Consider the following 19,238-nt stretch of genomic DNA (forward strand, 5'->3'; position numbering starts at 1 on the left):
CAAAATTACTTAAAAAGCGGTTTTTACCCTCCTTCTTTTCTGCTATGATGAAATCATCAGAAATGAGAAGGAGGGTATTATTATGAAGAAAAAACTGGCACTTTTGTTGGCATGCTCCATGGCTTTAAGCCTTACTGCCTGCGGAGGCGGCAGCAAGCCGGCGGAAACCACGGCCGCGCCTGAGACCACCACGGCAGCAGCTTCGGAGGCTGCAAAGGAAGAGAGCAAGGAGGACGCGGCAGAAACCACAGCAGCTGAGGCTGCGGGCGGGGACATGGACGCCCTCATCGAGGCAGCCAAGGCGGAAGGCGAACTGACGGTATACGGCTCCTGCGAGGAGGAATATCTGTCTGCTGCCTGCCAGAATTTTGAGAAGCTGTACGGAATCAAGACGAAATACCAGAGACTTTCCACATCAGAGGTTTATACCAAGATATCCGAGGAAGCAGGCAAGCCGTCTGCCGACGTATGGTTTGGCGGAACTACAGACCCCTATAACGAGGCAGTGGCTGACGGTCTTCTGATGGAGTACAATGCCATCAATGCCAAGAACCTGATCGGTGACCAGTACAAGGATCCGACCAACTGCTGGTATGGTATCTATAAGGGAATCCTGGGCTTCATGGTCAATACGGAAGAACTGGACCGTCTGGGCCTGGAAGCTCCCAAGACATGGGATGACCTTACCAAGGAAGAGTACAAGGGACTTATCATGCTGTCCAACCCCAACACGGCCGGCACGGCAAAACTGCTCATCAACACCATGGTTCAGATGAAGGGACACGATGAGGCCATGGAATATTTCAAGGCCCTGGACAAGAACATTTCCCAGTATACCAAGTCCGGTTCCGGCCCATCCAAGATGGTAGGCCCGGGCGAGTGCGTAATCGGAATCGGTTTCCTTCATGACGGCATTTACCAGATTCTTCAGGGCTATGACAATATCCAGTTAATCGTTCCTGAGGACGGCACCTCCTTTGAGGTGGGCGCTACCGCCATCTTCAACGGATGCGCACATCCAAACGCAGCCAAGCTGTGGATTGAATACGCCCTGTCTCCTGACTGTGTGGACCACGCCAAGGAGAATGGCTCCTATCAGTTCCTGGTATTAAGCAATGCCACCCAGCCTGAGGAAGCTACAAAATTTGGTCTGGATATGAACAATACCATTGACTATGATTTTGAGGATGCAAAGGAAAACAGTGCCAAGTATGTAGAGGACTTCTTCGCAGCTCTTGGAAGCTCCTCCGACAGCGCGGACTCCAGCCGTTTCTTGACAGAATAGGCAGAGCTTCTGCCGGTGTCCGGCACTTGGAAACGTAATGTAGTGTAAGCCTGCAAACGGGTGCTGCGTAATGGTTGACATCATTCATTACGCAGCATTTGTTACATTATGGTCCTGGTTCGGCAAAAGGGATCATAAGAAACAGAGAGGAAAGAAATCAAGAGGAAAGAATTCCTCGGGAAAGGGGGCCTCATTGTGGCCAGAAAACAGAGCGCTGAGCTGGAGCGCAAGAAATTTTTTTCAGACCCCATACTGGTGAGTATGATTGTGGTACTGCTGGTATTCCTGGCATTGTTTATCCTGTACCCCCTTCTGATGCTGCTGGTAGACAGCTTTTATTCGGAAGGTAAGATTACCCTGGAGGTATTCGGGAGGGTGCTGAGCCTGGAGCGGTTCCAGAAGGCTTTCAAAAACACCCTGGTGTTAGGCATGATTACGGGAATCGCATCCACAGCCATCGGCCTGCTGTTTGCCTATGTGGAGGTGTATGTAAAGCTTAAGACAAAGGTGCTTGAGAAGCTGTTTGCCATGGTTTCCATGCTTCCCGTTGTTTCTCCTCCTTTTGTGCTGTCTCTGTCCATGATTATGCTGTTCGGACGAAGCGGCATCATCACCCGCTCCCTTTTGGGAATCTATGATTCCAATGTATATGGGCTTAAGGGAATTGCCATTGTGCAGACACTGACCTTTTTCCCTGTATGCTATCTGATGCTTAAGGGACTCCTTAAGAATATCGACCCCTCCCTGGAGGAGGCAACCAGGGACATGGGAGCCTCCCGGTGGAAGGTGTTTACCAGCGTCACATTCCCGCTTCTCCTTCCCGGACTGGGCAATGCATTCCTGGTAACCTTTATCGAGTCCGTGGCGGATTTTGCCAACCCCATGCTGATTGGAGGTTCCTACGACACACTGGCTACCACCATTTACCTGCAGGTAACAGGGGCCTATGACTCCACCGGAGCCGCTGCCATGTCCGTGGTGCTTTTATCCCTGACCGTGGTCCTGTTCCTGATCCAGAAGTATTACCTTGAGAAGAAAACCGCAGCCACCCTTACGGGAAAAGCTTCCCGTATGAGGATGCTCATAGAGGATAAGAGCGTTACGGTTCCCCTGACCTTTTTCTGCGGCGCCGTGTCGGCCTTTGTCATGCTGATGTACATTATGGTGCCCTTTGGCGCGCTGTTTACCCTCTGGGGCAGGGATTACAGCCTGAGCCTTAAATGGTTCCAATATATGTTTAAGACCAGCGGACTTAAGGCTTTTAAGGACTCCTTTGTCCTGTCCCTGATTGCGGCTCCCCTGACAGCTTTCCTGTCCATGGTCATCTCTTACCTGGTGGTAAAGAAACGGTTTAAGGCCAAAGGGTTCATCGAATTTGTATCCATGCTGGCCATGGCGGTTCCCGGCACTGTGCTGGGTATCGGATATATCAGGGGTTATGCCAACGGTCTGTTCAGGACCGGCGTCATGAGCGGCCTTTACGGCACCGGCCTGATCCTGATTATCGTATTCATTGTGCGAAGCCTTCCCACCGGCACCAGGAGCGGTATCTCAGCCCTGCGCCAGATAGACAAGTCCATCGAGGAATCAGCCTACGATATGGGCGCTAACTCTGCCAAGGTGTTTATGACCGTAACCCTTCCCCTGATTAAGGATTCCTTTTTCAGCGGACTGGTGACTGCCTTTGTGCGGAGCATCACGGCAATTTCCGCCATCATTCTTCTGGTGACGCCCGATTTCCTGCTCATCACCTGCCAGATCAATGAGCAGGCCGAGAAGGGAAATTACGGCGTGGCATGCGCCTATGCAACCGTTCTGATTATCATAACCTACGGCGCGGTGCTTATCATGAATACACTGATGAAGTTCTTTGGAGTCAGCAGGAAGATAAAGCAGGAGAATTAAGCGCTCATAGCGGGACGCTGCGCTAAGCGGCCAAAGGACGCCCGCAAAGCGCCAGTGGCATGCATCGCACGTAAGCGTCTAAAAGACAGACGCCAAGTGCTCATAGCAAGGAGGAAAGTTGATATGGAGAAACAGAAAAAGGGTGTTCGTCTGGAACACATTTCCAAAATATATACAGATCCAAAGACAGGAAAGGAATTCTATGCGGTGCAGGATACCACCCTGGATATCGAGCCCGGAAGCTTCGTGACACTCCTGGGGCCTTCCGGGTGCGGCAAGACCACTACCCTGCGCATGATTGCGGGATTTGAGAGCCCGGATGAGGGGGATATCTACCTGGGGGATGAGGCTATCAATGCCCTGACACCCAATAAGAGGGATACGGCCATGGTGTTCCAGAGCTATGCCCTTCTGCCCCATTACAATGTATTTGACAATGTGGCCTATGGCCTTAAGATACGCAAGCTCCCCAAGGAGGAGATTCATGAGAGAGTCATGAACATCCTTAAGCTGGTGGAGATGGAGGGCATGGAGTCACGTATGACCAACCAGCTTTCCGGCGGCCAGCAGCAGCGTGTGGCCCTGGCCAGAGCCCTTGTCATTGAGCCCAGCGTACTGCTCTTTGACGAACCATTAAGCAATCTGGACGCCAAGCTGAGGGTCACCATGAGGACGGAAATCCGCAAAATCCAGCAGAAGGTAGGCATTACGGCCATCTACGTGACCCATGACCAGTCCGAGGCCATGAGTATTTCCGATAAAATCATTATCATGAGCAAGGGAAAGGTGGAGCAGATTGGGACCCCCAGAGAGATTTACTACCATCCCAACTCCAGGTTCGTGGCGGACTTTATCGGGGAAGCTAATTTCCTGGAGGCCAGGGTCAGGTCCGCAAGCGGCGAGAAAGCGGTCATCGACGTGGTGGGTCAGGAGCTTACGGTGAACAATTTCGCAAAGGCAGGGCCGGGGGATGACGCGGTGCTGGTTATCCGGCCTGAGGGAGCCACCCTGGCGGAGCAGGGGCTTTTGGAAGGCACTGTCACCCTGTCCACCTTTATGGGATCCTATCAGTATTATCAGGTCATGGTGGGGAACATGGAGATTCAGATTACGGATTACAATCCTGTAAACCGCAGGATATACGAGGTAGGGGAGAAGGCATACCTGGATTTCGATCCCAAGGGGGTTTACATCCTGTAGACGCATTGGTACAATAGGCAGTATGAGGAATCGGATGCGTATGAAAAAGAGTTGGAGCATATATATTGCAGTGATAGGAATGTCCCTCTGCCTGGCCGGCTGCGCAGGCAGCAGGACTTCTGCGGCTGCGGGCCATAGGGCAGGTGCGGATCGTGCAGCAAGCACGGAGCATGGGGCTGGCACGGACTCTGGGGCAGGCACGGAGCATGGGGCTGGCAGGGACCATGCAGGGGATGAGGAGCTGGTGATTTACTGCCCCCATCCCCTTGAGTTCATCAACCCCATTGTGGCTGAATTTGAGGGGCGGACCGGAATACGGGTCTATGTCCAGACCGGAGGCACAGGGGAGCTGCTTAAGATGGCGGAGGAGGGGAGCGATCCTCCCTGCGATATATTCTGGGGAGGTTCCCTGTCCACCACCAGTCCCAAGAGGGAGCTGTTTGAGGCGTACATAAGCTGCAATGAGGATATGGTGCGGGATGAGTTTAAGAACAGGGAAGGCAATATGAGCCGGTTCACGGATATTCCCAGTGTAATCATGGTAAATACAAACCTGATTGGGGATGTGAAGGTGGAGGGCTATGAGGATTTGTTACAGCCGGAGCTGAAAGGCAGAATCGCCATGTGCGATCCTGCCACGTCGTCCTCGGCCTATGAGCATCTTATCAATATGCTCTATGCGATGGGGGACGGGGAGCCGGAGCAGGGCTGGGATTACGTGGAGGACTTCTGCCGGAACCTGGACGGCATTCTGTTAGGCGGTTCCGGGGAGGTGTATCAGGGGGTGGCCCAGGGAAAATACGCCGTGGGCCTGACCTTTGAGGAGGCGGCCGCCCACTATGTGGCGGACAGGGGACCGGTAAAGCTGGTGTATATGAAGGAGGGGGTTATCTCCACGCCGGACAGCGTCTGTATCGTAAAGGGCAGCCGCCATATGAAGGAGGCCAGGGAGTTTGTGGACTTTGTCACGGGCAGGGATGCACAGACCGTTATCTCCATGAGGCTGGACCGCCGTTCTGTGAGAATGGATGTGGAGGAACCTTCCTATCTGCCGGATAAGGAGGACATCCACATCATATACAGCAGGGAGGACGAGGTGAATTCCAGAAAAGGGATGTGGCTGGAGCATTTTGCCTCTATTTACAGCAGAGTGCTTGAGGAGGATGGGGGCATGTCCGGGGAGGTGGGAAGCCAGTGAAGAAGGAACGGTATTTCCGCCACGAGCTGGAGCGCATGTTTATCGCCTACGCCATTGTCCCGGCGGTCATATTTACCATGGTATGCGGCATGCTTTTCATGACCGTGCTGCTTCACGGGAAAAGGAGCGGCAATATTGAGCACAACCGGTATGTGGCAGGATTGCTGGACAATGTGCTGGCCCGCTATGAGGGGGGCGTGGAGGAAATGGCTTCGCAGCCCGGCTGCTTTGACAACATCCGCGATCCGGACGGGAAGGCTGAGCTGTTTGGGATATTTTACGGCATCACTAACAGTCTGGGACTGGAGGGGGATTTGTTTGTCATGGACAGCAGCAGGAACATTCTTCTGTCCAGCCGGAGTGACCTCCCCCAGTTCCTGGATGTGCCGGAGGATGTGTCCTGGGGGATATTTGACGATATGGACCGGGAGCCCCATAAGACGGCTCTCAGGCTGGCAGAAGGATGGAAGAGCGGCGACAGTACGATTGCCATAGGCCGGAGCGTGATGGACGGGAACCGGAAACTGGGATATATCCTGTGTTCCATTCCCAGCAGCCAGTTTAAGGCCCTTGTGGACAAGCCGGATATACAGACCATTATCGCCGATCCCTTTGGCTGGGCTTATGTCAGCAGTAATTACAGCTTCTTAAACAGCAGCAACCAGGTCATAAAGGTCCTCAGGGAGTCGGGCCGGTATTTAAACCATGAGAAACAGATGTACCTGGTATCCAGGCAGCAGGTTCCCAGGGGCGGGTTTACCGTGTATTCCATCTCCGATATCCAGAACATCGTCATTTCCCTGGGCCTGGGCAGCGGCCTGGTCATCACGGCCCTGGTGCTCATGACCCTGTGGATGCTTCTCAACTCCAGGAAGGTGACGGAGAAAAAGACAGAGGATTTCTATAAAATCCTGGATGTGATGGAGAATGCCAGGGACGGGGATCTGGAAGGCGTTATACGGATACAGAGCGACAATGAGTTCAAAATCATTGCCGACGCCTATAACGAGACCATACAGAGCCTGAGAATCCAGATGGAGAACAACAAAAAGATGGCGGAGCTGGTGTCCATGGCCCAGAACAAGCAGCTGGAATCCCAGTTCAATCCCCATTTCCTGTACAATACCCTGGAGAACATCCGGTACATGTGCAAGCTGGAGCCGGCAACAGCGGAGCGGATGGTCTTCAGTCTGTCAAACCTTCTGCGCTACAGTCTGGACGGCAGCAAGGCAGAGGTGACGCTAAAGGAGGACTTGGAGCACCTGGAATCCTATCTGACCATATTAAAACGCAGGTTCGGGGAACGGTTCCGGTGCAGGATTGACATGGAGCCGGAAGCCATGGACCTGCGGATTCCCAAGCTGGTGCTCCAGCCCATGATAGAGAATGCGGTGAAATACGGGTTTGGAAAGCAGCTCAACCTGACTGTGGAGCTGAAAGCCTATATCCATGAGGGAAAGCTGATCATGATATGCCGTGACGACGGGGTGGGAATCCCTCAGGGAACCCTAAGCGAGCTGACAGCCCTGCTGGAGCAGAAGGAAAATCCCAGAAGGCATTCGGGACTGTATAACATTCACAGAAGAATTGACATCCTGTACGGTCGCCCCTACGGGGTGGAGATCAGAAGCGCGGAGGGACACGGCACCACCCTGGTGGTGACCCTGCCGGTGAAAAGAGAGGAATCAGACGGATGTTGCGTGTGTTGATTGCGGAAGATGAAGAGATGATACGAAAGGGGCTGGTCTATACCACGGACTGGCTGTCCATGGACTGCGTGGTAGTGGCAGAGGCTGCCGACGGCCAGGACGGATATGAGAAGATTCTGGAGCACAGGCCGGATGTGGTCATAACGGATATCTGCATGCCCTTTATGGACGGCATAGAGATGATAAAGAAAGCCTCGGAGCAGGTTAGGTTTAAGAGCATTCTCCTGACCAGCTACGCGGATTTTGAGTATGCTAGGCGTGCCATCGAGGCCAGGGTCTGCGAGTACCTGTTAAAGCCTGTGGACGAGGAGGCCCTGGCAGGCATCATGGAACGGCTGGGGGAGGAAATCGTGAGCAGCCGCCAGGTGGAGCATGTGATGGAGCAGGCGGAGATAGAGGGGGGCAACTTAAACCTGGAGTACTACATGCAGCTGGATTTGTCGGAGAACCAGTATGTATCCAGGGCCATAACAGCCATACGGGAGGATTTTGCCAGGAAGCTGAGCATAGAATCCATCTCCGATGACCTGGGAGTCAGCGCCAGCTATCTGAGCAGGAAATTCAAGGAGGTCACGGGACAGACCTTCCTGGACTTTCTCAATAAATACAGGGTACAGCAGGCCATTGTGATGCTGGGCACCAGACAGTACAGAATCAGTGAGATATCAGAGGCCACCGGATTTACGGACTACAAGCATTTCTGCTCCGTGTTCAAAAAGTATACCTCCAAATCTCCCACCAAGTTTATCAAAGGGGTGTCATGAGAATTCGTAAGAAACCTTACAATTATCTCCACGGATGAAATTGCCTTGACCTTAGAGCGGCTCCATGGTTTATGCTGGATATGTCAGAAATGACGCCGGCCCGGACTGCTTTGTATCAAAGCGCCGGGCCATCCCCCTTTTTAAGGGGCAGTTAAACAATCAGGCATAGTGATATTTGGTCCTGTACTTGCGTAAAAAATAAAGACACAGCAGGATTCCCCCGAACTCTGCAATGGGAATGGCCAGCCACACGCCGTCCATCCCGATGATAAAGGGCAGCACCAGCAGGCTGGTGATAATCAGGCCAAAGGTGCGCACGAAGGAGATGATGGCGGATATACGTCCGTCGGACAGGGCTGTGAACAGGGCGGAGGCAAAGATGGTGAAGCCGGAAAAAAGAAAGCTGCATGCAAATATCATGAATCCGTGCCTTGCCAGTTCATAGACAGGCGTGCCCCTGCGCGCGAAAATCTCTACCACCAGACTGCCGCCCAGCTGGGCCATGAGGAAAACGGCCAGGGAGGAAGCTGCCGTGAAAATGAGAGAGGTTTTAAATACCTGTCTGAGCTGCTGATGGTTCTGGCTTCCGTAGTTAAAGCTGATAACAGGGGACACGCCCTGGGAAAATCCCATGAACAGTGCATTTAGCAGAAACTGGGAATACTGGATGATGGTGATGGCGGCCACCCCGTCCTCGCCTGCAAAGTGCATCATCAGCAGATTGAACAGGAAGGTGATGACACCGGAGGAAAGGTTGGTCACCATCTCGGAAGAACCGTTGAGACAGGTTTCTCCCAGCTCCTTTTTTACAATGCGGGGCCGTACGAACCACAGGCTCTTTCTGGCAGCGGCAAAGTAAATGAGGCCGATAAGGGCCGGAATGGAGTACCCGGTTACCGTGGCGATGGCTGCACCGGCAATACCCATTCCCATGGGTACAATCAGCACATAGTCCAGCACTGCGTTGGCAATGCCTGCCAGCAGGGTGAGGAACAATCCGATGCCGGGCTTTCCCTCTGTTACAAAAAACATCTGAAACTGAATCTGAAGCATGAGGGAGGGAGCAAACGCCAGCTGCCAGCGCAGGTAGGTGACGCAGTCCTTAAGAAGCAGGTCGCTGGCTCCCAGCATACGGGAAAGGGGTACGGCCGCCAGGTTCCCAAGGACGGCAAAGACCAGCCCGATTATGATATTCAGCAGGATAATGGTGGTGAAGGTTTCCCTGGCGCTGTCAGGCCGTCCTTCCCCCATTTTTTTTGCCACAATGGCATTGCTTCCCGTGGACAGCATGACGGATATGCCAAGTACGATGTTAATCACGGGGTAGACGATATTGACCGATGAAAGGGCGTTGGTGCTGACGAAACGGGATACGAAGACCCCGTCCACAATGGTGTACAGGGACATCACCACCATCATGATAGTGGTGGGCAGCGCAAACAGCAGCAGGGACCCGAAGGTAAATTTTTTTGATAATGAATGACTCATATTAACACTCCTGTTTTGATTCAATAAAATAAGTACTGTTGGATATTGATTATTTCAGCCGCAGGTATTATCATATGCTATAGGGTAACCCGATAGTCAAGAGGAGATTTGCGAAAATGGAAAAACAGTCGGAACTATACTTTACCACCGGAGAATTTGCCAGGATTCTGGGGGTCAGGAAACATACGCTGTTCCACTACGACGAAATAGGCCTGTTTTCACCGGCCCTAAAGGAGGAGAACGGATACAGGTATTATTTTGTATGGCAGATGGACATGTTCGAGGTGATTCGTGCCCTGCAGAAGTTGGGGATGTCCCTGGGGGAAATCAAGGAGTATATGGAAAACCGTTCCCCGGAGCGTTTCATGTCCATGATGGACGGGAAGAAGCGCCAGATTGACGAGGAGATACGGCGTCTTAAGAATATGAAGCGCTTCATCCTTCATGAGGAGGAGTCGGTGCAGCTGGCCATGAAGGCTGCTCTGGATGAGCCAAGGCTGGTGGAGAGGGACAGGGAATACCTGCTTGTGTCGGACATCAGCGCGGGGTCGGAGCGGAAGGCTGCGGTGGAGATTGCGGAGCATGTGAGAATGCAGGAAAAGTACCATGACACAGTGGGCGCGGTGGGATCCATTTACCTGGGAGAGGACATGGACCGGGGCATATATGACCGCTATGTGAAGGTGTATACCAGGCTGGATAAGAAAACTGCCTCCCGCCGGGTTCAGAGCCGGCCGGAGGGAGTCTATGTGGAGCTGTACAGCAGGGGGCATTTGTGGGACATGGAAAAGCCCTACCGCCTCATCAGCGCCTTTGCGGGGGAGCGGGGGATCCGGCTGGGCCAGATGTGGTATGAGGATTTGATGCTGGATGAGCTGACGGTGAAGGAGTACGAACAGTATATAGTAAAGGTTATGGTGCCGGTGGAGAGTAAAGTAATAAATCCTTAAATAGACAAAGGATGCACCAGATAGTATAATGTAAAATAATACCAGATGGATGGAATGCAGCCATGACCAAGGAGAAAATCAAAATGAAGCCCAGCATATGGAGGAGAGTGGACATACAGGTATCCCTATTCACTGCAATTGTAGTGGCCCTGTTGACATTCTCCATTTTTTGGTTTCAGTACAGAATTACATACAATGATACCCTGATCAGTCTGAGGGACCAGGCAGAGGCCATATACGGATATGTGGAGAAACGTCTGGATAAGAGCACCTTTGACCAGGTACGGACCAGGGAAGATATGGAGGGAGATGTCTATAAGCAGGCCCATGAAGCTTTCCAGAGGATCAGGGAGATTTCCGGTGTCCGGTATCTCTACACCGCAAAGATGAATGAGGACGGCGAGTTCGTGTATCTTATCGACTGCCTGGATCAATCGGAGCCGGACTTCCGCTATCCGGGGGACCTGATTGAGCATGAGATTTACCCGGACATGCAGCGGGCACTGGACGGACAGAAGGTGCTTCCGGACCGGATTAAGGACACGGAATGGGGAAAAATATTTATCACCTACATGCCCATATATGATGGGGAACAGGTGCTGGGAGTGGTGGGAATCGAGTTCGAGGCAGGCCATCAGTATGATACCTACCGGAGCCTGCGTCTCCTGCTTCCGCTGTTTATCCTGCTGTTCAGCCTTGGGGCCTGTCTCGCCTCCAGACTGTTGTTCAGGCGCATATCCAATCCCTTTTACCGGGATATGTCAAATACGGATTACCTGACCCAGCTTAAAAACCGGAACGCATATCAGCTGGATATAGGAAACCGCATTGCCGGGAAGGCCCAGGAGGGAACAGGATTCATCCTTCTGGATTTAAATGGCCTTAAGCATGTAAACGATACCCTGGGGCATGATGCCGGAGATGTCTACATTACCTGCGTTTCAAAGGCATATCTCAATATGCGGACCAGGGAGGCAGTAATGTACCGCATTGGGGGCGACGAGTTTGTGGTGGTGATGCCGGATGCGGACCGGGATAAGATACAGGATTTCATGAGACGGTTCGGGGACATGTTTAACAGGGAGGCATCCATGCCGGAATTCACCTTTTCCTGGGGATATTCCATCTATGACCCCAAGGCTGATGCGGATCTCTACAGCACGTGCCGCAGGGCGGACAAGAACATGTACATGAGAAAGCAGCAGTACTATAAGAATAAAAACACATAGGAGGATACAGATGGGACTGTTGGACAAGCTGTTTAAGAAGGGACCAAAAGCAGATGAGGTGTCAAAGGGCGGTTCGCCTATTTACCGCTATGAGGATAAGGAGAATGAGGGCTGGAGGCCGCCGGAGGCTTATGGTGTATACGCAGAGGAGATAAATGCCCATTTTCAGGGACTGTTTCCCAACCGGGAGGAATTTGTGTTCCATGAGCTTTTATCGGATTTGGTCCACATTGATGTGAACATTATGCGGCCCGATGAAACCCATCCCTACTATGTAATGTATACCACGGGCATGAGCGATATGCCTATGACTCTGCCGGAGGAAATCCAGGACAGGGAGGACCTCAGGTACGGGGAACTGTATATGTTCCTTCCAAAGGAGTGGAATCCGGGTGAGGCAGGCCAGATCAACAGCGACATTGCGCAGGAGGAATACTGGCCCATCGGACTGATTAAGTATCTGGCCCGTTTTCCCCATGAGTACAGCACCTGGCTGGGATGGGGGCACACCATTCCCAATGGTCCTGATTATGAGCCTCTGGCGCCGGATACCGGAATGGGCGGCGTGGTCCTGGTACAGACCGGCGGCGATATGGGCAGCATGGAGGCAAAGGACGGCAGGAAGGTAAACTTCTACATGGTTATACCTGCATACAGGGAAGAGATTGAGTATAAGCTGGAGTATGGCATGGAGGCGCTGGACAAGCGGTTTTCCGAAGGGAACCTGCCCATGGTGCTGGATATCCACCGGCCCAATCTCTGCGCGGATTTTAAGGAGTAGGCCCGGCTCCTCCGCTTTCCATGAACTTGACCGGAGAGCATCCTACATATTTTTTAAATACTTTGATGAAATATTTATAGTCCGAGAAGCCCACAAGGTCTGCGATTTCGTAGACCTTGTATTTATTTTCCTTCAGCAGGTCCACGGCCTTCTGCATCCGGTAGCGGTTCAGATAGTCGTTGAAGGTATAACCTGTAAAGCTTTTAAACTTGGAGTTTAAGTAGGTGCAGGACATGCCGCACTGCTCGCTGATATCCGTAAGAGAAAGGTGGGAACTGTAGTGGTTCCGGATGCAGTCCATCATGTACTCCACATGGCGGTTCCCTTCGGGACTGTCCCCTGTTTCCGGTTCATCCAGTATGCCTAACTTACGCTTTTCCATGTCCAGCTGCTTCAGCTCATGCCTGAGCCTGGCCGCTGCCTGCTGCTTGTCTTTAATCTTTCTGAGAGCGTCATAGAGTTCGTTAAAATTCACTGGCTTTAAAAGATATTCCGTGACTCCCAGGCGGATAGCCTTCCTGGCGTATTCAAAATCGCTGTAGCCGGACACAATGACGGCGTCATAGCCGTACTCCTCTATGCTGTCCTCCAGCATGGAAAGACCGTCCTTTACAGGCATGTTGATGTCCACCACCACAATATCCGGGTTTGTTTCCCTGATTTTTTCCAGTCCCTCCAGACCGTCCACTGCCTCTCCCACCACCACGCAGTCCGCCTCCTGCCAGTTTACCATGAACAGCAGGCCTTTGCGTATGATGTCTTCGTCCTCCACAATCAGGACCTTATACATATGTATCCTCCTCCATATCCGCGGGAAGGGTGACGCTTACCCGCGTTCCGTTTCCGGGGGAACTCTCAATGGTCAGGCCGTAGGAAGGGCCGTAGAGAAGCCGCACCACCCGGTGGGAATTATATAATCCGATATGTTCCCTGTAAATATCCTCCTGATCCAGGGCTTCCCGCAGCTCCTTCAGCTTTTCCGGGCTGATGCCGCTGCCGTTGTCCTCCACGCTCAGCACCAGTGTGCTGTCCTTTTTACGGGCCGTGATGGTGACGGATACACAGTGTTTATCCTTCATTCCGTGGACCAGGGAATTCTCCACCACAGGCTGCAGGAGCAGCTTTGGAATCATTAAGTCCATCAGTTCCTCCGGGATGTCGATATGGTAATTGAGCCTGCGGTTATAGCGCATTTTCTGAAGCAGGAGATAGTCGTTGATGTATTCAATGTCGGTCTGCAGGGGCACAATGGTGCTCCCGTAATATACGCTGTAGCGCATCAGGTTGGCAAAGGCCATGACCATCTCCGAAGCCTTCTGGGAGTCAATGGCAATCTCATACCGGAGAGTCTCCAATACATTGAAGATAAAATGGGGGTTAAACTGTTCCTCCAGCTGCTTGATTTCCATGGTGCGCTTGCGCTCCGCCAGCTCGCTGTTGTGAAGCATCAGCTCCTCGCGCTGAATCACCATGTTGCGGAACGCGTCGTTGAGCATCCGGAATTCGTCAAATACCTGGCTTTTCAGGCGGTAATCCATATTTCCCCGCCCCATTTCCTCCACCGAGGCCTGGAGCTCGTCAATGGCCTGCAGGTTCTTTTTGGTTATGCGCAGGGTCAGGGGCGGAATCATGATGACCATAAGTATTCCGGCCAGCCCCAGAAACAGAATGCCGTAGGTCACAAGGCTGCGCTGGAATTCCATGGATACCAGTGTGTACAGAATCAGGGAGCTCTCAGGAAGGACTTCCTTGTGTATGTGGTAATGCTTGTTGTTGACCTTTACAATATTGCCCTTCTGCCAATCCATCCTGTATTTGCCGGCAGGATATTTTTCCATGGGGTCCGCATTCTGCCTTCCCACTGCAAAAACCAGGTTGTCATACCTGTCTGTGATGACCACGTCGTCTAACGGGCATTCCCGCACAGCCTCGTAAATCTGTTCATCCATCAAATCGAAAAACAGGTATCCGCAGATTCCGTCTGCGTCTGCGACGGGGCGGGCCATGAGCAGGTCCCCTTCCTGTCCGTGTGCAAAATTCAGGCGGCTGGGCATGGTATGGGTCAGGTCAGGGGCTTCCTGCATTTTTTCCACCAGGCTCTTATAGACGGCGCTGTTCAGGAATATTTCGCGGTTTCCCTCAAATAGGCTGGAGCTTACCATGTGTCCCTCTGTATCTGTAAGGGCAAAGGTGCTTCGTATGGGCTGGGATGTGGTAAAACCGTAGAGCAGCCGGTTGACCTGGGTGGCGGCATCCGCATTTCCCGGTTTCAGGGCATCCAAAAAGCGGTAATCTGTGGAAAAGTGTTCCAAACCTTCCTTATAGGATGACACCTGGCTGTCCAGGGCGGATGCCAGAAGGGCGTTGTTCTTCCGGTTGCTTCCCACGCTGATCCACTGGACATTGATGAACAGGAACAGCCCCATCAGCACAAAGAGCAGTGAGATGATGGAGCATGCATATTTAAGGAAAGAACGCTTGATGTAATCCCTGTACTGGTTGCCTGCCATGGCGGGTACCTCCCGGAAGTAGTGAAGTACAGTGCCCTCAGGACACTGTACCTCCTATTATATCATAGATAGAGACTAAATGCTGATGTCGTTGCTGCCTGTGACCTTGAAAAACACCAGCAGGGACAGGATGCTTGTCAGGGTCAGGATGGTGGAGTAGGCCGCGGCATTGCCGAAGTTGCTGCGGATGACCTCGGCGTAGATGGCTACGGTCAGGGTCTGGGTCTTGCTGGTATAAAGGATGATGGAGGAACTGAGCTCGCTGATTAAGGTGATCCAGCTCATAATGGCCCCGGAGAGCACCCCGGACATCATCATGGGTACCGTGACCTTCACAAAGGATTTCGTCTCGGTGCACCCCAGACTGATGGCGGCTTCCTCCACGCTGGGACTGATCTGACCGATGATTGCGGTGCTGGAGCGGATGGTATAGGGCATCCGCCGTATGGACAGGGATATGATGATAATAATGGCAGTGCCGCTGAGCAGCAGGGGTTTGCTGTTAAAGGCATACAGGAAGGAAATGCCCAGGACAGAGCCGGGGATGATGTAGGGGAACATGGTCACCGTGTCCAGGATGCCGGTGAGGAAGGACCTCTTCCTGACTGTCAGGTAGGATATGAGGATACCGAACACCACCACAATGGCAATGGCGCATATTCCGAACAGGTAGGTGTTGAAAATAGCTGTGTTATTGTTCTTGGAGAACAGGGTGTTCCTGTAGTTTTCCAGGGAAAAGCCTCCTGTGTATACGGTTCCTCCGCCTGTTGCCAGGAAGGAGGTGACGATGACTGTAATCTGGGGCAGGATGGCGATGAGCACCACTGCGTACACAAACAGATGGGACAGGATGTTGCGTGTGCCGGTGCATTTTTCCGCCACCATGGGCTTTAAGGCGGTCATGGAGTAGGTGAATCGGCTGCCCAGATAGCGCTGGAGGAAGAAGAGAACCAGGGTTATGCCGATGACAATGACGCAGAGCGCGGCGGCAAAATGGTCGTCCGTGCTGACCTCCCCCATGAACTGGCTGTAAATCAGCACCGGAAAGGTCTTATAGCCCTCGCCGATGAGCATGGGAGTACCAAAGTCAGAGAACACGCGCATGAACACCAGCAGGGAGCTGGCCAGCATGGTGGGCATTACCAGGGGGACGATGATCTGCATCACTCTCTGGAATGCGGTGCAGCCAAGGCTTTCGGCTGCCTCGTTCAGGGAATTGTCCAGGTTTTTCAGGGCGCCGGATATGTACATGTACACCAGGGGGAAGGACTGGAGGGAGAATACCAGTACAATGCCCGCAAACCCATAGATGCCGCCCAGCTTTATGTGAAAGAGGCTGTTGAGTATCTTGGTGAAGAAGCCGTTGCGCCCCAACAGCTGAATCCATGCATAGGCCCCTATGAAAGGCGGGGACAGGTAGGAAATGACAATCAGGATGTTCAGGTATTTACTTCCTTTGATCTGTACGCTCCGCAGCACGTAGGCCATGGCCAGCCCCAGAACGGCAGCCACCACGGTGGATACAATGGTGACCTTAAAGCTGTTTACCAGGGTGCTCCAGTAGTATTTTCTTGCGAAGAATTTAGTAAAATAGGCAAAGCTTAAGTTTCCGTCCTCAGAAAGAACGCTTTTATAGAGCACCAGCACCAGGGGGTAGACCACGAAGAGAAGGAACAGGGCCAGGATTCCCAGTGCCATTGCAACCCATATATTTAATTTTTTCTCTCCTGCATATCTCATGAATGGTCCCTCCTGACAATAAGGCTTTGACTGCCGTCCTCAGTGAACACGTTGATTTTATGGGGCTGTACGCCCAGGCGGATGGGGGTGTGGTCCGGGATGATATCCCAGATATCGGAGTTCTGTATGACCTCCATCTCCCTGCCGTCCGCTGTTTCCACAAAGTAGTGGGTGGTGATGCCGAGGAACACGCTGCTTCGCACAACCGCAGGTATGCCGCCGCTGTCCTCCCGGCTGATGATGAATTCTTCAGGACGGATGGATACCTTCACGGCCTGGCCGTCCTGCGCGCTGCGGGAAAGGTTCTCCATGGGCACGCTGTAATCCCCGATGTGAAGCAGTGTCTGCCCGTCCCTTGCCTCAATGCGCCCGTCCATGATGTTGGACAGTCCGATGAAGGTGGAAACAAAGATATTGGAGGGCCGCTGGTACACGTTCTTGGGGGTGTCAATCTGCTGGATGACGCCGCCGTTCATGACTGCGATGCGGTCCGATACAGCCAGGGCCTCCTCCTGGTCATGGGTCACATATATGGTGGTGATGCCCACCTGCTGCTGGATCCGCTTGATGGCGTTTCTCATCTCCACCCTCAGCTTGGCGTCCAGGTTGGACAGGGGTTCGTCCATAAGCAGCACCTCCGGGTGGATGACAATGGCTCTGGCCAGGGCCACACGCTGCTGCTGGCCGCCGGACAGCTTGGAGGGCATCCGCTTTTTCAGGTGGTCAATCTTTACTACTTTAAGGATTTCGTCCACCTGGGACTCAATCTGGTCCTGGGGTACCTTGCGGTTCTTAAGGCCGAAGGCCACATTGTCCCGGACCGACATGTGGGGGAAAATGGCATAGTTCTGGAATACCATGCCCATATTTCTCTTGTTGGTGGGGATGTTGTTGATGACCTTGCCGTCAATTTTGATTTCGCCGCCCTCAATGGAATTGAATCCTATAATCATGCGCAGCAGGGTGGTTTTGCCGCATCCGGAAGGCCCTAAGAGGGTGAAGAATTCACCGGGCCTTACGTCTAAGGACAGGCCGTTAATAATGGTGTCCTTTCCGAACCGTTTGATTACATTTTCTATGCTGATAGCTACACTCATGGTTTGTAACCCTCCTTGTTTTTGGTTTTTCAGATAAAAAGGACTGCCTCAGCTGACCGTTTCAGACCCCCAAGAGATGATGGGCGGTGATGGAATCATGTGGTCAGCGTAATGGGCAGTCCTTTGGGGGCATGGTTATGCCGGTGCTGTGTGTTCTGTCAGATGAGCGGGCAAAGGGTTAGTCCATGGATGTCTCCATATGCTCGCTGAAGAGGTTGGTAATTTCCGTTTTGTGCTCAGCAACCCAGCCCTCGTCGTAGTTATCAAACAGTTTGATTTCAGACTGGGGCGTCATGTAGTCAGCCAGCTTGGCATCCTTTCTGAGAGGCCTTACAGTCAGGTTGGAGCCCACTGCATTCTGAATCTTCTCGGAGAGCATATAGTCCACAAATTTCTTTGCATTCTCAGGATGCTTGCAGTCCTTTAAAATCTGTACGGACTCGCCGGGGAATATGGCTCCTTCTTTGGGGAATACCACCTCAACCGCAGCGCCTTCCTTCACATAGTTGGCAGCCGGGTCTTCCCAGGTCAGGCCCACCACATACTCGCCTTCGGCAACGCCTTTGTATACCTGGCTGGAGCTGTTGGCCATCTTGCCGTCCAGGTTTGCGATGAACTGGTCTACATAGGCCCATGCCTCGTCAGATAACGGGTCTCCGTCCTTTCCCATGCCATAGAGCATGGCTAACAGGGACTGGAATGCGGAGCTGGAGTTTACAGGATCCCCGAATGCAATCTTGCCCTTTAACTCAGGGTTTAATAAATCCTCAAAGCCTTCAATCTTCATGTCGCCCTTCAAGTCCTTATTGACAATCATGACCGTCGGGTCCGCAAATGCAGGAGTGAAGTAACCGGTGGTGTTGCGGAACGCATCCAGCATGTTTTCATCCTCAGGCGATACATATTCCATAAACAGATCCTTGGAGGCGGAGAGCATGGTCTGGTCAGCCACCCAGAATATATCGCCCAGGGGGTTATCCTTTTCAGACTGGGCCCTCTTTAACAGCTCTCCGGTACCTGCCACTACCACCTCCACCTTGATTCCCGTATCCTTTTCAAACTCAGGAATCACGGCATTGTTGAGGGCCTCGCTTCTGGCCGTGTAGACTACCAGAACCGGCTCCTCATCACCGGAAGCAGCGTCCTTGGCTGCCTCTGTCTTAGCAGCGTCACCAGCCGCCTCTGTCTTGGCTGCCTCTGTGCCGGAAGGCTGCTGGGTGTCGCTGGTCTTTGCCCCGCCGGAGCTGCAGCCGGTGGCTGCCAGGGCTGCTGCCATGATGACTGCGGTTGCTTTTTGAAATTTTCTCATATGAACATTCCTCCCTTAAACATATTTTTTTGCTGCACCACATTTTTCATAACTTAATTTTAGCATTTGGGCT

15 protein-coding genes are annotated in these 19,238 nt (G+C 52.6%); 9 read left to right on the forward strand and 6 right to left on the reverse strand.

The window, feature by feature from the left end; genetic code table 11:
• Positions 1–82: 82 nt before the first annotated feature.
• From CGC65_RS08090 to CGC65_RS08115, 6 genes are all read left to right on the forward strand, one after another.
• Complete coding sequence (locus CGC65_RS08090; protein WP_002569908.1) at positions 83–1,285, forward strand: ABC transporter substrate-binding protein; 1,203 nt, start codon at positions 83–85, stop codon at positions 1,283–1,285.
• 195 nt (positions 1,286–1,480) lie between these two features.
• Complete coding sequence (locus CGC65_RS08095; RefSeq protein WP_002569907.1) at positions 1,481–3,190, forward strand: ABC transporter permease; 1,710 nt, start codon at positions 1,481–1,483, stop codon at positions 3,188–3,190.
• 123 nt (positions 3,191–3,313) lie between these two features.
• Positions 3,314–4,390, forward strand: a complete 1,077-nt coding sequence (locus CGC65_RS08100) for an ABC transporter ATP-binding protein (protein ID WP_002569906.1) — start codon at positions 3,314–3,316, stop codon at positions 4,388–4,390.
• Between the two features lie 34 nt (positions 4,391–4,424).
• The gene (locus tag CGC65_RS08105) at positions 4,425–5,588 is read left to right on the forward strand and encodes an extracellular solute-binding protein (RefSeq protein ID WP_002569905.1); all 1,164 of its coding nucleotides are present in this window, start codon (positions 4,425–4,427) and stop codon (positions 5,586–5,588) included.
• A complete protein-coding gene (locus tag CGC65_RS08110) occupies positions 5,585–7,297 on the forward strand; it encodes a sensor histidine kinase (RefSeq protein WP_002569904.1) in 1,713 nt (570 codons plus the stop codon). The genes CGC65_RS08105 and CGC65_RS08110 overlap by 4 nt, the downstream gene beginning before the upstream one ends.
• Entirely contained in the window at positions 7,282–8,061 is a 780-nt protein-coding gene (locus tag CGC65_RS08115; RefSeq protein WP_002569903.1) for a response regulator transcription factor, read from the forward strand. Before CGC65_RS08110 ends, CGC65_RS08115 begins: the two co-directional genes overlap by 16 nt.
• Before the next feature lie 159 nt (positions 8,062–8,220).
• Here the strand turns inward: CGC65_RS08115 and CGC65_RS08120 are convergent, their stop codons facing one another.
• Positions 8,221–9,549 carry an MATE family efflux transporter gene (locus tag CGC65_RS08120; RefSeq protein ID WP_002569902.1) on the reverse strand — a complete coding sequence of 443 codons (1,329 nt, stop codon included), beginning with the start codon at positions 9,547–9,549 and terminating at the stop codon, positions 8,221–8,223.
• Positions 9,550–9,665: 116 nt separating this feature from the next.
• On the opposite strand from CGC65_RS08120, the gene CGC65_RS08125 reads away from it, so the two are divergent.
• The 3 genes from CGC65_RS08125 to CGC65_RS08135 all read left to right on the forward strand — a co-directional run bounded on the left by CGC65_RS08125 (position 9,666) and on the right by CGC65_RS08135 (position 12,509).
• Positions 9,666–10,499, forward strand: a complete 834-nt coding sequence (locus CGC65_RS08125; protein WP_002569901.1) for a MerR family transcriptional regulator — start codon at positions 9,666–9,668, stop codon at positions 10,497–10,499.
• An 83-nt stretch (positions 10,500–10,582) separates the two neighbouring features.
• On the forward strand, positions 10,583–11,728 hold the full coding sequence (locus CGC65_RS08130; protein ID WP_002569900.1) for a GGDEF domain-containing protein: 1,146 nt from the start codon (positions 10,583–10,585) through the stop codon (positions 11,726–11,728).
• A gap of 10 nt (positions 11,729–11,738) precedes the next feature.
• Positions 11,739–12,509: a suppressor of fused domain protein gene (locus CGC65_RS08135; RefSeq protein ID WP_002569899.1), complete on the forward strand. Its 771-nt coding sequence runs from the start codon at positions 11,739–11,741 to the stop codon at positions 12,507–12,509.
• Here CGC65_RS08135 and CGC65_RS08140 read toward each other — a convergent pair.
• The 5 genes from CGC65_RS08140 to CGC65_RS08160 all read right to left on the reverse strand — a co-directional run bounded on the left by CGC65_RS08140 (position 12,499) and on the right by CGC65_RS08160 (position 19,165).
• Entirely contained in the window at positions 12,499–13,299 is an 801-nt protein-coding gene (locus tag CGC65_RS08140) for a response regulator transcription factor (protein ID WP_002569898.1), read from the reverse strand. The genes CGC65_RS08135 and CGC65_RS08140 overlap by 11 nt on opposite strands.
• Positions 13,292–15,019, reverse strand: coding sequence for a sensor histidine kinase (locus CGC65_RS08145; protein ID WP_002569897.1), 1,728 nt, complete (start codon positions 15,017–15,019; stop codon positions 13,292–13,294). Before CGC65_RS08145 ends, CGC65_RS08140 begins: the two co-directional genes overlap by 8 nt.
• 75 nt (positions 15,020–15,094) lie before the next feature.
• Positions 15,095–16,759, reverse strand: coding sequence for an ABC transporter permease (locus CGC65_RS08150; RefSeq protein ID WP_002569896.1), 1,665 nt, complete (start codon positions 16,757–16,759; stop codon positions 15,095–15,097).
• Positions 16,756–17,856, reverse strand: coding sequence for an ABC transporter ATP-binding protein (locus tag CGC65_RS08155; protein WP_002569895.1), 1,101 nt, complete (start codon positions 17,854–17,856; stop codon positions 16,756–16,758). Before CGC65_RS08155 ends, CGC65_RS08150 begins: the two co-directional genes overlap by 4 nt.
• Before the next feature lie 178 nt (positions 17,857–18,034).
• Positions 18,035–19,165, reverse strand: a complete 1,131-nt coding sequence (locus CGC65_RS08160) for an extracellular solute-binding protein (RefSeq protein ID WP_002569894.1) — start codon at positions 19,163–19,165, stop codon at positions 18,035–18,037.
• Positions 19,166–19,238 lie beyond the last annotated feature (73 nt).

The organism is Enterocloster bolteae, from assembly GCF_002234575.2.
Taxonomy (GTDB): Bacteria; Bacillota; Clostridia; order Lachnospirales; family Lachnospiraceae; genus Enterocloster; species Enterocloster bolteae.

Excerpts from the sequence above, each read along its gene's own strand:
- CGC65_RS08120 (WP_002569902.1), bottom strand. The coding sequence starts at position 9,549 with ATGAGTCATTCATTATCAAAAAAATTTACCTTCGGGTCCCTGCTGCTG.
- CGC65_RS08150 (WP_002569896.1), bottom strand. The coding sequence starts at position 16,759 with ATGAGATATGCAGGAGAGAAAAAATTAAATATATGGGTTGCAATGGCA.
- CGC65_RS08130 (WP_002569900.1), top strand. The coding sequence starts at position 10,583 with ATGAAGCCCAGCATATGGAGGAGAGTGGACATACAGGTATCCCTATTC.
- CGC65_RS08135 (WP_002569899.1), top strand. The coding sequence starts at position 11,739 with ATGGGACTGTTGGACAAGCTGTTTAAGAAGGGACCAAAAGCAGATGAG.
- CGC65_RS08115 (WP_002569903.1), top strand. The coding sequence starts at position 7,282 with ATGTTGCGTGTGTTGATTGCGGAAGATGAAGAGATGATACGAAAGGGG.
- CGC65_RS08140 (WP_002569898.1), bottom strand. The coding sequence starts at position 13,299 with ATGTATAAGGTCCTGATTGTGGAGGACGAAGACATCATACGCAAAGGC.
- CGC65_RS08105 (WP_002569905.1), top strand. The coding sequence starts at position 4,425 with ATGCGTATGAAAAAGAGTTGGAGCATATATATTGCAGTGATAGGAATG.
- CGC65_RS08125 (WP_002569901.1), top strand. The coding sequence starts at position 9,666 with ATGGAAAAACAGTCGGAACTATACTTTACCACCGGAGAATTTGCCAGG.
- CGC65_RS08090 (WP_002569908.1), top strand. The coding sequence starts at position 83 with ATGAAGAAAAAACTGGCACTTTTGTTGGCATGCTCCATGGCTTTAAGC.
- CGC65_RS08100 (WP_002569906.1), top strand. The coding sequence starts at position 3,314 with ATGGAGAAACAGAAAAAGGGTGTTCGTCTGGAACACATTTCCAAAATA.
- CGC65_RS08160 (WP_002569894.1), bottom strand. The coding sequence starts at position 19,165 with ATGAGAAAATTTCAAAAAGCAACCGCAGTCATCATGGCAGCAGCCCTG.
- CGC65_RS08155 (WP_002569895.1), bottom strand. The coding sequence starts at position 17,856 with ATGAGTGTAGCTATCAGCATAGAAAATGTAATCAAACGGTTCGGAAAG.
- CGC65_RS08145 (WP_002569897.1), bottom strand. The coding sequence starts at position 15,019 with ATGGCAGGCAACCAGTACAGGGATTACATCAAGCGTTCTTTCCTTAAA.